The following is a 14,150-nucleotide window of genomic DNA, read 5'->3' as shown; positions in this document are numbered from 1 at the left end:
CGACCCGGTCAGCCCGCTTCGAGGGCCCGGGCAATGACGCGCTGCAGCTCGGTCTGGCCGAACGGCTTGGCCAGCCGCGGCAGGGTCAGCGAGCGCACGTCGTCGATTTCGCCATAGCCGCTCGCCAGAACCACCGGCGTCCCCGGCCAGCGCTTGCCGATGGCCGTGGCAAGATCGAGCCCGGTCATACGCGGCATGGCCTGGTCGGTAATGACCAGGTCGATGTCCCGATCCGTTTCGAGCACGCTCAGGGCCTTGTCGCCCGAATGCGCCTCGATCACCTGGTGGCCGAGGTCCTCGAGCATCATCACCGTATTCATCAGCACCAGCGCATCATCGTCCACCGCCAGCACCCGCAGCGAGCGCCCTGCTTGGGCCGGCGCTTCGGGCGCCACCTCGGCCGGTTCCTCTGCCGTTGTTGGGGTGTCCACGGCCTTGAGCCAGATTTCGACGGTCGTCCCCACGCCCTTGCGGCTGCGAATCACTATGCGGCCGCCCGATTGCTCGGCAATCCCCTGCACCATGGACAGACCCATGCCGGTGCCCTTGCCGATTCCCTTGGTGGTAAAGAACGGGTCGGCCGCCCGCGCCAGGGTCGCTTCGTCCATGCCCTCGCCCGTGTCCTCGACGTAAAGGCACACATAATTGCCCGCCGGCAGCCGGCCGATCGTGTTGTCGAGCGCGGCCGCGCGCGCACCGATGATCAGCGTCCCACCCTCGGGCATGGCATCCCGCGCGTTGACGGCAAGGTTGAGGAGCGCCGAGTCGATCTGGTTGGGGTCGGCGAGCACCGCCGGCAGGCCGAGCGGGAAACGCGTTTCGATCAGGATGGAGGGCCCGAGCGTCCGCCCCAGCAGGTTGCTCATCCCCCGCACGAGGTCGGGCAGGTCGACGGCCTTCTGCTCCAGCTCCTGCTTGCGCGCAAAGGCCAGCATGCGCTGCGTCAGCTTGGCGCCGCGTTGCGCCGCCTGCGTCGCATTTTCGAGCAGCCGCGCATCCCGCTCCTCCAGCGTCAGGCGCCGTTCCAGCGCCTCGAGGCTCCCCAGCACCACCATGAGCAGATTGTTGAAATCGTGGGCCACCCCGCCCGTCAGCTGGCCGATTGCTTCCAGCTTCTGCGCCTGGAACAGCTCTTCGCGCGTCTGGTCCAGCCGCTTTTGTTGTTCCATTTTCTCGGTGACGTCGCGGGTGATCTTGGCAAAGCCGACCAACTCTCCTGCATCGTCGTAAATCGCGTCAATAACCACGCTCGCCCAGAAGCGCGAGCCATCCTTGCGCACCCGCCAGCCTTCGGAATGGAAGTGCCCCTGCTGCCGCGCCGTCTGGAGGCCGTGCTCGGGTTTGCCGGCAAGCCGGTCTTCCTCGGGATAAAAGCGCGAAAAGTGCTGCCCGATGATTTCGTCGGCTTGATATCCCTTGATGCGCTCGGCGCCCATGTTCCAGCTGCTGACTTCGCCGCTCGGGCTCAACATGTAGATGGCGTAATCGGTGACGTTCGTCACCAGCCGCCGGAACTGCTCCTCGCTGCTGGCCAGCGCCTGCTCGGCCCGCTTGCGCTCGCTGAGGTCCCGCGTCACCTTGGCAAAGCCGAGCAACTGCCCCGTTGGGCTGCGGATGGCGTCGATGACCACGCTGGTCCAGAAGCGCGTGCCATCCTTGCGCACGCACCACTCTTCGAGCTCGAACCGGCCTTCCTCCGTCGCCCGCGCCAGGGCGCGTTCCGGCAGGCCACCCGCGCGATCCTCTGGGGTGTAGAAAACCGAGAAATGCTGGCCGATGATCTCTTGGGCCCGATATCCCTTGATCCGCTCCGCGCCGGCGTTCCAGGTCGCCACCCGTCCTTCCGGATCAAGCATGTAGATGGCGTAGTCGGTGATCGCCTCGATGAGCAGCCGATATCGCGCGTTCTGCTCATCCACGCCCGCCCAGGCGCTCTGTTCCGTCATGACGCTGTGGTCCACCCTGTAGTCCGTCATGCCAATCGCCTAAGGGAAGCATCGTTGCCGCGACATATCATATGTCATCGGCGGCCAGCGCCATAGGCTTTGCGATTGTCCCCGGGTGCCCAACTACACTTTTGATCCAGCGCAAAGTCATCGCCTCCCCGATTGGGCAAGGATCGTCCTCCACAGGAGGCACCGGCATGATCGAAGGCTCTGACGCCCAGACCGTCTCGCGCGTGCACGACCAGCAGCGACGACTTTGCGATGATCTGGAGCGGCTTGCCGACAGCCTTGCCGCACCGGTCAGCCCGCAGACCCTGTCTCAAGTCGCTCGCCAATTGCACAGCACGATGGCCTCCGCGACCGCGGCGGGGCAGGTTCTATTCCAATGCCTCACCCGGAGCCCGAGTCTCTCGCCCCTCGATGACTTCGGTCCCACCGCCCGCCGCCTGCTGAGGGAAGTCGAAGAAGACGCCTCCTACGCCGAAGACCTCGAGGAGATCCTGATGACGATGGCTGGCGGCGCTCATCCTGCCTGCGACGAAGCGCTGGGCTTCATGGCGCGCAGCCTCTTTCTGGCCATCCGGCGGCGGATTGCGCTCGAGGGCGAACTGTTCGACCTGGCACGCGCGCGGGGGCTGCAGTCCCCTGCCGCTGAGTCCCTCAAAACCCCCACTTCTTGAAACATCGCTTCACTTTGTTCCGCATCAAAGAGGACCGCCCCTCAAAGGCATAGGACCCTGGGCAGCGGGTCAGCGATCCCGCGACCAAGGAGATTCAAAATGAAAACGTGGATGACGATGCTCTTGGCAGCCAGCATGCTCGCCGGAGCTGCGGTCTCGGCGTCTGCAGCCGATGTTCAGGTGCTCGTAACCAAGCTGGGCACCGACGGCGCCGAAATGGTGTTCGAACCGGCACTGGCCAGGGTCGCCGTGGGCGACACCGTGACCTTCATCCCCCAGGACAAGACCCTCAACATCGAAACCATCCAGGGCCTGCTGCCTGAGGGCGCAGCCAGGGTGAAGGGCGAGGCGGGAGAGAAGATCACCGTCAACTTCGCCACGCCAGGCGTCTATGGGTTCAAGAGCAAGGCGCACTATGCTGACGGCATGGTGGGGCTGATCCTCGTGGGCGACGCGGCAATCCCGGATCTCGATTTTACCCGCGCGCCCAGCGCCGCGCATCTGCGCCTGGATGCCATGGCGGCATCGCAGCAGTAGCAGCGGCGCCGCCCGGGCCTCCGGCCCGGCACCCCGACCCGGTGGCCATGCCACTGCTGAAGTGCCGTCCCCCCGAAGCCCGGCGGGCGGCACTGTCTTTGATCCAGCCGCAGGTCTTCGCACCGCCAGCCCACAAGAAAGGCCGCGGCTTTCCGTTCAGCCAACAAGCCAAGGCCCCGCCATGACCGAAACTGCAGCAAGTCGTCGAGAACCCGTTCCCCGCGGTCTCGGCCGAACCGGCCCCGTTATCCTGTCCTATGGCTTCCGCCCCTTCTTCCTCGCCGCCGGGTGCTGGGGCGTCCTGGCCATGGCCCTCTGGATCGCGCACGTCTCTGGCCTCGTGGAAGTGGGGGGCACGCTGGGCGGGCTCACCTGGCACGCCCATGAAATGCTGTTCGGCTATTCCAGCGCGGCGTTGGCCGGGTTCCTCCTGACCGCCGTGCCAAACTGGACGGGCCGTCTGCCGGTCTCGGGCACGCCGCTCCTCGCGCTGTTCCTGGTCTGGTTCGCCGGCCGCCTGGCGCTCTTCGCGCCCGATGTGTTGAGGCCCATCTGGTCCGTCCTCGTCGATGCGGCCTTTCTCCCGCTTCTCCTCGTTATCTGCGCGCGGGAAGTCACGGCGGGCAAGAAGTGGAAGGACCTCAAGGTTCTGGCCGCCCTGTTCGCCCTCTCTGCCGCCAATATTGCCTTCCACTATTCGGCGCTGACGACGGGCGACATCTCTCTCCCCTCGCGCCTGGCCATCGCGGCCTATTGCCTGCTCATCGCCATCATCGGCGGCCGCATCATCCCCAGCTTCACCCGCAACTGGGTGGCCCGCAATGGCATGACCACCTTCCCGCAGCCGCACAGTCGGTTTGACGCGGTCGCAATTGGTATTGCATTGGCATCTTTCTGGACTTGGATTTTCGTGCCCGAGGGCCTCGTAACCGGCGCATTTCTGTCCATCGCAGGCGCCGTCCACGCCGTCCGGCTCTGGCGCTGGCGCGGCTGGTACGCCGCCGCGGAGCGCCTCGTCCTCATCCTCCACCTCGGCTATGGCTTTCTGGTTCTTGGCTTTTTTGCCGCAGCGGCAGCCGCCTGGGGGCTCATGGACCCGGTCTCCGCCCTGCACGTGCTGACCGTCGGCACCATCGGCACCATGACGCTCGCGGTCATGACCCGCGCCACCAGGGGCCACACCGGCCTCCCCCTCCACGCCGGCCCCCTGACCGTCACCGCCTATTCGGCCATGGCCGCGGCTGCCCTGGTGCGCCCGCTCGTGGCCTTTGTGCCCGAATTCTATCTGGAGCTCGTCTCTGCAGCCGGTGCCCTCTGGATGCTGGCCTTCGCGCTGTTCCTCCTCGAATACGCCCCGCCCCTGCTCCGCACCAGGAAAGACCTGCCCTACAAGCGCGGCAAGGACGGCGGCTGAGGCAGGCGGTCGCAGCCGCGCTCAGGCCATTGCAACTTCGTAGCGCTGCGCCGATTGTCTTGACTATGAGCCCGACGCGACTACGTCTGAATGGAGCAGGAGAAAGACAATGAACAAGCCAAGAATTCCCTCCGAAGTCCTCTCGACCGCCGCCTACGCCTCCGGGCTGGGGGTCATCATCCCCAGCTTGATCGCCTTGGCGCTCAGCCTCTTCGCCGTCGCCGCCACCGTATTCTAGGCGCACGCCGGGGAGAGGTTCACCCTCCTTGCGATTGCGCAAAGACGCTGCCGGCTGGCCGGTGCATTTTGGATCATGGAGGATCTCATGTGCACCGAGTTCGACACCCTCAGCGTCAAGCAGATCATGGACCGCTGGCCCGCAACGGTCGGCGTGTTCCTCGAGCACGGCATGCGCTGCGTCGGCTGCCCGATCGGGCCGTTCCATACGCTCGAGGACGCCGCGCGCGAGCATGGCAGGAGCCTGAAACATCTGCAGGCGGAACTGGCTTACGTGATCGGGCTAGAGCAGCCCCGGCACGACACCGTCGCCGATGAGCAATAGCCGGTGCGGATCGGTCAGAAGCAGCTTCTGCCGACCGGACACGACAAGACCGCCGTTCTCCCACGCCGTCAGGATGCGCGACACCGTGTGCAGCGTGGTTCCGGTCATTTCGGCGATGTCCTGCTTGGAAATGGGGAAGTCGATGCGAATGCCGTCCTTCTCCTTCTTTCCGGCTTGATTGCCTAGCCGAAGCACGGCGTGGGCCACGCGGCGCTCCACCTCCTCGGTCGCCAGCTCGCGCATACGCGTATGCGCCTCCTGCAGCCGGATGCCCATGGTCTCCATCGCCCCTTGCGCAAACCCGGGGTACTGGGCCACGAAATCGCTCCAAACCGACATCGGCCACACCAGCGCCGCGCTGGCGCTCACCGCCGTCGCGGTGCCTGGATAGTCGGTGCGGTTGAGGGCCTTGGCAATGCCGAAGAGATCACCCGGATTGACCATCCGCACGATGACCTGCTGCCCTTCGGCCGTCACCTGCGTCACCCGCAGGCGCCCGAACAGCAGGATGAAGAACCAGCTGGCCTCCTCCCCCTGCTCAAACACCACCTCTCCGGGCTCGTGGCGCCGGACGATGGCAGCCGCGAGCACGGCATCGACCTGCTGGTCGCTCAGGTTTTCGAACACACCCTGCAGGCGGACCCCGCCGAGTTCTGATCGATTCACGTCGCCTCTCCCGCTCGCCTGGTCCGTTCGTGCCAGCACGCGCTCCAAAACACAACCGGGATCGGGCTTTCTTGGAGGTGAGACAATTTGTCTGCCCGCATCACACGCCCCAAGGGCTCTGCGTTTGCTACAGATCAAAGAGACTATGGCATGGATGAGGGAGAACCCTCATCAGGAGATGCGAACCAATTGCATCTCGATATTGGAGACCTGAAATGAACGCCCTTCGCATCACCGCAGTCGCCGCCCTTCTCACTGCCTTTGCAGTGCCCGCCTATGCCGCGAACTTTGAAGTCCACATGCTCAACAAGGGCGCCGACGGCAACATGGTCTTCGAGCCGGCCCTGACGACAATCGCCGCTGGCGACACCGTCACCTTCATCCCCACGGACAAGGGCCACAACGCCGAAACCATCAAGGACATTCTCCCTGATGGGGGCGAAACCTTCAAAGGCCAGATGGGCAAGGAGATCGCCGTCACCTTCACCGTGCCGGGCGTCTATGGTGTCAAGTGCGCGCCCCATTTCGGCATGGGCATGGTCGCAGCGATCGTCGTCGACGAGGCGACAAACCTCGAAGCGGTAGAGGATGCCAAGCTGCCCCCGAAGGCCCGCGAGCGCCTCGACGCCGCTCTGGCCACCGTCGAAGAGTAGGAACCAGCGGCGGCTGGGTGCTGCAGGCACCCGGCCGCACCACCTGGCAAGCGCATGAACGATTTTACCGCCTGGGCTCTGTTCACGGCCGCCATGGGTGCCTTCATGGGCTCCCATGTCATTCCCTCCCGCCCCGCAGTGCGCTCCCGCCTGATCTCGCTGCTCGGCAAGCGAGTGTACATCGTCCTTTATTCATCGCTGTCGCTGGCCGTCCTGGGGTTTCTTATCCGCGCCGCCGCCGATGCACCTTATGTCGAGGTTTGGCCTTTCGAGGAATGGCAGCGGCTCGTACCGGCAATGGTCGTGCCGCTGGCCTTTGCGCTCGGCCTTCTTGGTCTTGCCACACCCAATCCCCTGTCTCTCTCGCCAAGCCGCGCCGCCTTTGATCCGGCCCGACCCGGCATTGTCGCCATCACGCGTCACCCGGTTCTTGTGGCCCTCGCCCTCTGGTCCCTGGCACACATGGTGCCCAATGGAGACCTGGCGCACCTCATTCTTTTTGGCACCTTCCTGGTCTTCTCGCTGGCCGGCATGTGGGCGGTAGACAAACGCGCCCGCCGCCGTCTGGGCGACGCCGTGTGGGCCGATCTGGCCTCCCGCTACCGCTGGCTGCAGTGGCCCCGCGGCCTGTCATGGCTGACGCCGCGCCTTGTGCTGCTGGGGCTTGGCGGTGTCGCCCTCGCTCTCCTGGCAGCCATGCTGCATGAGGCCCTGATCGGTGTGCCCGCGCTGCCCCTCTAGCGCGCTCGGGCGGGGCGGCAGCGACCCGGCAAAGGCTCAGTCGTCGTCGTGCAGGATCCGCTCCGCTGCGCCATCCATGTCGTCGTACTGGCCGCTCTTCATCGACCACAGAAACGCCCCGAGCCCCAGGAAACCGAGCCCCATCGCAACCGGCACAAGGACCAGGAGCACGCTCATTCCGCGGCCGCCAGGTTGGAGGCCGGCACGGCATCTTCCCTCGCGGAGGCAGCCGGACGAGCGCCCGCCGGTGCTGGCAGCCGCAGCGCGTTGGCCACCACGACAATCGATGAAGCCGACATGGCGAGGGCCGCAACGAGCGGCGTCACATAGCCCAGAATGGCGAGCGGCACGGCCACGGCATTATAGAGCACGGCGAAGCCGAGGTTCTGGCGGATAAGCCGGCCGCTGGCCGTCGCCACGGCAATGGTGTGCGGTATGGCCGAAAGTCCTTCCCGCAGGAAGACGAAGTCGGCCGCATTGCGGCCCACATCGGCCGCACTGGCCGGCGCCATCGACACATGGGCGCCCGCAAGGGCAGGAGCATCGTTGAGGCCGTCACCAACCATCAGCGTCTTGCGCCCCTCCGCCTTGGCCTTTTCGAGGTAAGCCAGCTTCTCCGCGGGCAGCACGCCGGCCACATGGCCGGAAGCGTCGACTTCAGCTGCGGCCCTGGCGACAATCTCGTCCCTGTCCCCGGACACCACCGTCACCGGAAGCCCCATCGCCCGCAACGCAGCCACCGCAGCCTTGGCGTCGCTCCTCAGCCGGTCCGAAAAGTCGAAGCGCCCCAGGAGCTCGCCATCCCGCGCGAGAACCGTGCCCGCCGGCATCGCGGCACCTGGCTCACTCCCCAACGCCCAGCCGGCGCGGCCCAGCCGATAGGTGACGTTCGCCGATTGTGCCTCGACGCCATTGCCGGGGCTCTCGCTGATCGCGGTCAGGATGACCGGCACAGGCTGCGGCGGCTTCTCTGCGACCAGCGCCCGGGAAATGGGGTGCGATGAATAGGCCGCAAGGCTGGCGGCAATGGCGAGCGCCGCGGGCGCGATGTCCGACCGGTTGACGAGCACCGGCTTGCCCAGGGTCATGGTTCCGGTCTTGTCGAGCACCACGGCATCGACTTCCGACACCCGTTCCAGGGCGGAGCCATCCTTGACCATGACACCCAGTTCGAACAGCCGGCGTGCCGCCATCACCTGCACGATGGGCACGGCAAGGCCAAGGGCACAGGGGCAGGTAATGATCAGCACCGTGATGGCCGTGCTGATCGAGTGATGCCAGTCGCCATTGACGACCATCCAGCCGGCGAACGTCAGGAGCGCCGTGAGGTGAACAACCGGAGAATAGAGCTGAGCGGCGCGGTCGGCGATCCGCCGGTAGCGGGCGCGCCCGCCCTCAGCCACCTCCATGAGCCGCACCATTTCGGCAAGGAACGAGTCCGAGGCGGCAGCCGTCGCCTTCATCCGGATGGGCGCCCCAAGATTGAGCGTGCCCGCCCGCAGATCGGCCCCGGGTCCGACGGTCAGCGGGGCGCTTTCGCCGGTGACCATCGACACATCGAGCTCCGAAATCCCCTCCTCGAGCGTCCCATCGACCGGAATGCGCTCGCCCGATGTGATGAGCAGGTCCATGCCGGGGCGAACGTCTGCGATGGGCACGTAGCTCGTGCTGCCGTTCTCTTGAACCACCGTGGCACCGCGGGCGGCGAGTTTGGACAGACCCTTCACCGCGGTTCGGGCCCGCTCGCGCATCATGTGGTCGAGCGTGCGGCCGATCAGCAGGAAAAACAGCAGCGTGACCGCAGCGTCGAAATAGGCGTGGTCGCCATGCGTCAGGGTCTCGAAGAGACTGAGGGCAAAGGCCAGCACTACCCCGATGGAGATGGGGACGTCCATGTTCGTGCGCCCGTGCCGCAGCGCTTTCCAGGCCGATGCGAAGAAGATGCGGCCCGAATAGAGCAGCGTGGGCAGCGCCAGCGCCGCAGAAATCCAGTAAAACACCTGCCGCGTCTCGGGATCGGCACCCGACCACACCGAAACCGACAGCAGCATGATGTTGCTGGCCGAAAAGCCGGCCACGGCGAGAGCCCGAACCAGCCGGCCGAGTTCGGGGTCCTTTGCCTCCGGCACATCATCCACATAGGTCGCTGGATACCCGGCCTTTTCGAGCGCAGCCCTCAGCGGCGGCGGTTGGTCGCCCGTCCAGTGCACGGTGGCCCTGCGCGTCGAGAGGTTAAGCCGCGCCTGCTCGACGCCCGGCAAGGCCCCGAGAACCTTCTCGACCCTGCGGATACAGGCGCCGCAATGAACGTCCGGCACCGACAGTTCGGTCCGCTGCAGCCCATTCTTGTCGAGGCGGCTGGCCAGCAGAAGCTCCGACGCCTCCCGCTCTAGAGTGGGCGAAATGCCCATGGACGCGTTCACGTCGAGCGCCTTTCCCGTCTAGCGGATGGCTTTGTAGGCGTGCCAGGTGGCATGGCCGAGCAAGGGGAACACGATGATGAGCCCCACAAGTGCGGTGGCGAGCGAGAGGGCCATGAGCAGGAGCACGACGGCACCCCAGGCCAGCATCACCGGCAGGTTGTTCCAGACGAGCTTGAAGCTGAGGCCCATCGCGGTGATGGCGTCGCTCCGCTCGTTGAGCAGCATGGGTATGGAAAAGGCGCTCAGGGCAAACCCGAGTGCCGCAAAAAGCCCCCCCACGGCCGAACCGGTGACGAGCAGGCCCCAGCCCGCGGGACTGCCCACCAGGAGCCCGAGCATATGCTCGAAGCCAGGGAATGCACGGTAGCCGAAGAACAGCGCATAAAGCAGCACCGCCGCCCGCATCCAGAGCAGCATGAGCAGCGCCAGCAGCACCCCCGCGAACAGCACCTGCGCGCCCGATTTTGAGCGCGCAAAGAGCATCTGGTCGAGGCTGGTCTTGCGGCCATCCTCAAGCGCCCGGCTCTTTTCGTAAAGCCCCACGGCAAACACCGGGCCGATGATCATGAAGCCTGAGAGGGCCGGGAACAGCACGTAGTCCCACCCCAGGGTGAACATGGTCCAGACCACTACCACCGAAACGGCAAATACCAGGAAGCCATAAAAGAGGCTGAGAACCGGCTGCCGCGCCAGGTCCCGCCAGCCCGCACCCAGCCATCCGAAGACGGCGCTGATGGGCAGGTGTTTCTGGAACTTCGGGTCTTGCGTCTTTTCGACCCCCGAGGTCTGCGTCAGCAGCCCGTACTTGCCAGCAGTCGCACTCATGGTGCCCTCCTCAACAGACACTCAGCACGCGGGGGACGCCGCGGCAAATTTGCCTTCCCCGCCCTCGCCCCGTTTCACATGCTCGATGCAGTCGGGCTGAGACTGGAAGGCGACGAAAAAGAAGTGCGCGTTTGCCGCGACGAAAATGGCCACCACGAGAACGGCGATGGTCACTCCCACGACTTTTGGACGAAGCACCCATGCCATTCTAAGGCGCCCCTGCACCCAGATCATGGACATAGAGAGCCAACGTCTTCATCTCCGTTGGCGTCAAACGCTCGTCCCAGGTCGGCATGTGGCCGGCGCGACCGCCATGGATGGTCTCGATGATGGTCTCGAGGTCCCCGCCATAGAGCCAGTACTGGTCGGTGAGGTTGGGGATACCCGCCTCGCGGTCGCCTTGCGCATTTTCGCCGTGGCAGCCCGCGCAATTGTCCGCAAAGACCGTCCGGCCACCCTCGATCTGGTCGATATTCTCGGGGGTCGAGGCGTCGGGATGGCTGAGCGAATAGATGTAGAGCGCGGCCTGACGCACTTGCTGGCGATCCAGGATGGCATCGCGGCCGAAGGCCGGCATCTGCGCCATGCGCGTTTCGGCGTGGCCGGAGTTGATGCCGACGCGCAACGTCTCGGCGATCGCTTCGGGCGACCCGTCACCCCAGAGCCAGTCCCCATCCGTCAGGTCGGGATAGTTGCTGCGGCCTCTGGCATCCTGGCCGTGGCAGGCCGCACAATTGTCGCCGAACAGCTGCCGCCCGCTGTCGCGGACATTGGTCATCAGTGCCTGATCCGCCTGGATCTCGTTAAACGGCAACTGGTCGATCTTCTGCGTCCAGCTGGCGCGCTCGTCCTGCAGTTGCACCAACGCCTGCTCCACCACCTCGTGCTGATTGATGCCCAGCAAGCCCTTCGTATAGGTCCAGCCGATCGGGAACGCCGGCATCAAGACCCAATAGCCGAACGCGAACAGATGGGTGACGATGATAAAGATCAGGATGCCGCGCGGGACCGCGGTATCCAGTTCCTTGATGCCGTTCCACTCATGGCCGGTGGTCTGTTCGCCGGTGACGGGATCGACTTCCACTTCTTCACTCATGGCTCGTCCTCCCGGCGCAGCACCGCATGCTTGGCATGATCGAACTTCTTCTTGTTGGAGGGCCAGAAGGTGTAGATGAGGACGCCCAGCGCCATCGCCAGAAGGTAGAACAGGCCCCAGCTCTTGGAGAACGCCGTCAGCGCTTCGTATTCGAAAGCCATCTTCTACTGCTCCGCCTGGGTCGCGGGAGCGCCCGCAGGGTCTTCGTCCGGCATGGCCTCGGGCGCGGCCGTATCGACATAGGCCGCCTGCGTCAGCTGACCCAGCACCTGCAGGTAGGCGATCAGGGCATCGAGCTCCGTCACCTGGGTGGTGATGCCGTCGAAGGCACTGACCTGCGTCTTCTCGCCATACCGCTCCATGGCCTCGAAGGCCGCATCGGAGTCCGGAGTGGCCTGTCCCTGCGCATCGCGCGCCGCATTGGCAATCATCTCGTCCGTGTAGGGCACACCGACCGCCCGCTGCGCCGAGAGCTTCGCCGGCAGCACCGAGATGTCGAGTGGCGTCGTGGCCAGCCAGGGATAGCCCGGCATGTTGGACTGCGGCACCACATCCCGCGGATTGTTCATGTGCATGGCGTGCCACACGTCAGAGTACTTGCCGCCGATGCGCGCCAGGTCCGGCCCTGTCCGCTTGGACCCCCACTGCATGGGATGGTCGTACTGCGACTCGACCGCGAGCGAATACGGCCCATAGCGGTCCACCTCGTCCGCCAGCGTCCGGATCATCTGGCTATGGCACGCATAGCACCCTTCGCGGATATAGATGTCGCGCCCGGCCAGTTCGAGGGGCGTGTAGACGCGCATGTCGGCCACGTCCTCGACGGTGTCGTCGATGGTGAACAACGGCGCGATTTCCACGAGCCCGCCCACGCTGGCCGCCGCGATGATGGCCAGCACGAAGCCGATGGCCGTCCGCTCGATCTTGCGGTGAAACAATTCAGCCATCGATTATTCTCCCGGCGTCAGTGCGACAGCAGCGGCGGGCAGATCGCGCCCCGCTTCGACAGCCACTGGTCCGCGCTTGACCGTCATCCAGATATTGAAGGAGCCCACTATTGCTCCAAGAAGGAAGAGCAATCCTCCGAAGGCGCGGGCTATGTAATAGGGATACATGGCCACCAGCGTGTCGACGAAGGTGTAGGCAAGCGTGTCGCTCTCGGTATAGGTGCGCCACATCAGGCCCTGGATGATGCCCGAGTTCCACATCGCGAAGACGTAGACGAGGGTCCCGGCCAGCGCGAGCCAGAAGTGCACCTCGATCAGCGCCGGGGAGTACATCCGCGCGCGGCCCCATAGGCTGGGCACCAGCGTATAGATCGACCCGAAGGTGATGAATGCCACCCATCCCAGCGCACCGGCGTGGACGTGGCCGACGGTCCAGTCGGTATAGTGCGAGAGCGAATTGACCGGTCTGATGGCGAGGAACGACCCTTCGAACGTCGACAGGCCATAGAAGATGGCAGCGACCACCATGAAGCGCAGCGTCGCATCGTCCCGCACCTTGTGCCAGGCGCCCCGCAGCGTCAGCAGCGCATTGCCCGCCGAGGCCCAGGAGGGCACCAGCAGCATGATGGAAAACGTCATGCCCAATGTCTGCACCCATTGCGGCAGGGCCGTGTAGTGAAGATGGTGCGAGCCGGCCCACATGTAGAAGAAGGTGATGCCCCAGAAGCTCAGGATCGACAGGCGGTAGGAGAAGATCGGCCGGTCCGCGCGCTTTGGCAGGTAGTAATACATCATCGCCAGGAAACCGGCGGTGAGGAAGAAGGCGACGGCGTTATGGCCGTACCACCACTGCACCATGGCATCCTGCACGCCCGGCCAGATGGTGTAGCTCTTGGAGCTGCCGAGGCTCACCGGCACGGCGAGGTTGTTGAAGATGTGCAGGATGGCGACCACCACGATGAACGCCAGGTAGTACCAGTTGGCCACGTAGATGTGCGGCTCCTTGCGGCGCGCCAGGGTGCGCAGGTACAGCACGAAATAGGTGACCCAGACCACCACGAGCCAGATGTCGGCATACCATTCGGGTTCGGCATATTCCTTCGACTGGGTGATGCCCATCGAATAGCCGGTCACGGCCAGAAGGCAGAAGAGGTTGAAGCCGAGCAGCACGAACCAGGGGCTCACATGTCCCGCAAGGCGCGCCCGGGACGTGCGCTGCACGACGTGATACGACGTTGCGATCAGCGCATTGCCGCCAAAGCCGAAGATCACGCCAGTGGTATGGGACGGCCGGAGCCTGCCCAGACTGGACCAGGCCTGCCCGAAGGTGAGATCGGGCCAGGCCAGTTGCGATGCCACCCAGACCCCAATGAACATCCCGAAAATCGCCCAGGCCATGGAGAGCGCGATGCCCACCTTGGTGGGGTCGTCATAATACCTGGAAAGACGCTCCTCGGTCGGCTCGGGATCGCCAAGCCGGAAGAACACATAGCCTGCCAGAAGCGCGCAGCAGAGCACGATCAGCAGGCCGTGTATCCCCAGTGCGTCCCACCGCCCTGCAACAGCCAGCACCAGGCCGGCCGCGCCCACTACCGCGAGCAGGCCAAGGCCCTGCACCCGCTCGTCGCGTGTCAATCCCGAGATCATAAGTCGCCGCCTT

General features: G+C 65.1%; 17 protein-coding genes. 7 read left to right on the top strand and 10 right to left on the bottom strand.

The window, feature by feature from the left end:
* Positions 1–8: 8 nt before the first annotated feature.
* Complete coding sequence (locus IC608_RS17380) at positions 9–1,946, bottom strand: hybrid sensor histidine kinase/response regulator (RefSeq protein WP_191778300.1); 1,938 nt, start codon at positions 1,944–1,946, stop codon at positions 9–11.
* 197 nt (positions 1,947–2,143) lie between these two features.
* Between IC608_RS17380 and IC608_RS17375 the strand changes: the two genes are divergently transcribed.
* The 5 genes from IC608_RS17375 (at position 2,144) to IC608_RS17360 (ending at position 5,139) form a co-directional block, all read left to right on the top strand.
* A complete protein-coding gene (locus IC608_RS17375; RefSeq protein ID WP_191778137.1) occupies positions 2,144–2,626 on the top strand; it encodes a hypothetical protein in 483 nt (160 codons plus the stop codon).
* A 99-nt stretch (positions 2,627–2,725) separates the two neighbouring features.
* Positions 2,726–3,163: a plastocyanin/azurin family copper-binding protein gene (locus IC608_RS17370; protein WP_191778135.1), complete on the top strand. Its 438-nt coding sequence runs from the start codon at positions 2,726–2,728 to the stop codon at positions 3,161–3,163.
* Positions 3,164–3,344: 181 nt separating this feature from the next.
* Positions 3,345–4,577 carry an NnrS family protein gene (locus tag IC608_RS17365; protein ID WP_191778133.1) on the top strand — a complete coding sequence of 411 codons (1,233 nt, stop codon included), beginning with the start codon at positions 3,345–3,347 and terminating at the stop codon, positions 4,575–4,577.
* A gap of 109 nt (positions 4,578–4,686) precedes the next feature.
* Entirely contained in the window at positions 4,687–4,815 is a 129-nt protein-coding gene (locus IC608_RS18375) for a hypothetical protein (protein WP_282568005.1), read from the top strand.
* Positions 4,816–4,902: 87 nt separating this feature from the next.
* Positions 4,903–5,139, top strand: coding sequence for a DUF1858 domain-containing protein (locus IC608_RS17360; protein WP_191778131.1), 237 nt, complete (start codon positions 4,903–4,905; stop codon positions 5,137–5,139).
* Here IC608_RS17360 and IC608_RS17355 read toward each other — a convergent pair.
* On the bottom strand, positions 5,098–5,805 hold the full coding sequence (locus IC608_RS17355; RefSeq protein WP_345890923.1) for a Crp/Fnr family transcriptional regulator: 708 nt from the start codon (positions 5,803–5,805) through the stop codon (positions 5,098–5,100). The genes IC608_RS17360 and IC608_RS17355 overlap by 42 nt on opposite strands.
* A 215-nt stretch (positions 5,806–6,020) precedes the next feature.
* On the opposite strand from IC608_RS17355, the gene IC608_RS17350 reads away from it, so the two are divergent.
* Positions 6,021–6,458: a pseudoazurin gene (locus IC608_RS17350; protein WP_191778130.1), complete on the top strand. Its 438-nt coding sequence runs from the start codon at positions 6,021–6,023 to the stop codon at positions 6,456–6,458.
* A gap of 54 nt (positions 6,459–6,512) precedes the next feature.
* Positions 6,513–7,199: an NnrU family protein gene (locus IC608_RS17345; protein ID WP_191778128.1), complete on the top strand. Its 687-nt coding sequence runs from the start codon at positions 6,513–6,515 to the stop codon at positions 7,197–7,199.
* Between the two features lie 36 nt (positions 7,200–7,235).
* On the opposite strand, the gene ccoS is transcribed toward IC608_RS17345, so the two are convergent.
* From ccoS to ccoN, 8 genes are read right to left on the bottom strand one after another with little or no spacing between them, the layout of a single operon-like run.
* Positions 7,236–7,376: a cbb3-type cytochrome oxidase assembly protein CcoS gene (ccoS, locus tag IC608_RS17340; RefSeq protein ID WP_191778126.1), complete on the bottom strand. Its 141-nt coding sequence runs from the start codon at positions 7,374–7,376 to the stop codon at positions 7,236–7,238.
* Complete coding sequence (locus tag IC608_RS17335; RefSeq protein ID WP_191778297.1) at positions 7,373–9,610, bottom strand: heavy metal translocating P-type ATPase; 2,238 nt, start codon at positions 9,608–9,610, stop codon at positions 7,373–7,375. Before IC608_RS17335 ends, ccoS begins: the two co-directional genes overlap by 4 nt.
* A gap of 30 nt (positions 9,611–9,640) precedes the next feature.
* Entirely contained in the window at positions 9,641–10,447 is an 807-nt protein-coding gene (locus tag IC608_RS17330; RefSeq protein WP_191778123.1) for a DUF2189 domain-containing protein, read from the bottom strand.
* 21 nt (positions 10,448–10,468) lie between these two features.
* Positions 10,469–10,654, bottom strand: coding sequence for a hypothetical protein (locus IC608_RS17325; protein ID WP_191778121.1), 186 nt, complete (start codon positions 10,652–10,654; stop codon positions 10,469–10,471).
* Position 10,655: 1 nt separating this feature from the next.
* Positions 10,656–11,543: a cytochrome-c oxidase, cbb3-type subunit III gene (gene ccoP / locus IC608_RS17320; protein ID WP_191778119.1), complete on the bottom strand. Its 888-nt coding sequence runs from the start codon at positions 11,541–11,543 to the stop codon at positions 10,656–10,658.
* Positions 11,540–11,704 (bottom strand): cbb3-type cytochrome c oxidase subunit 3, encoded by a 165-nt coding sequence (locus IC608_RS17315; protein ID WP_191778117.1) that lies wholly within the window; start codon positions 11,702–11,704, stop codon positions 11,540–11,542. Before IC608_RS17315 ends, ccoP begins: the two co-directional genes overlap by 4 nt.
* Positions 11,705–11,707: 3 nt before the next feature.
* The gene (ccoO, locus tag IC608_RS17310) at positions 11,708–12,490 is read right to left on the bottom strand and encodes a cytochrome-c oxidase, cbb3-type subunit II (RefSeq protein ID WP_191778115.1); all 783 of its coding nucleotides are present in this window, start codon (positions 12,488–12,490) and stop codon (positions 11,708–11,710) included.
* A gap of 3 nt (positions 12,491–12,493) precedes the next feature.
* Entirely contained in the window at positions 12,494–14,137 is a 1,644-nt protein-coding gene (gene ccoN, locus IC608_RS17305; protein ID WP_191778113.1) for a cytochrome-c oxidase, cbb3-type subunit I, read from the bottom strand.
* Positions 14,138–14,150 lie beyond the last annotated feature (13 nt).

The organism is Devosia oryzisoli (genome assembly GCF_014837245.1).
Classification (GTDB): Bacteria; Pseudomonadota; Alphaproteobacteria; order Rhizobiales; family Devosiaceae; genus Devosia; species Devosia oryzisoli.
The sequence above is the reverse complement of the archived record's forward strand: the minus strand, read 5'-3'. Positions and strand labels throughout refer to the sequence as shown.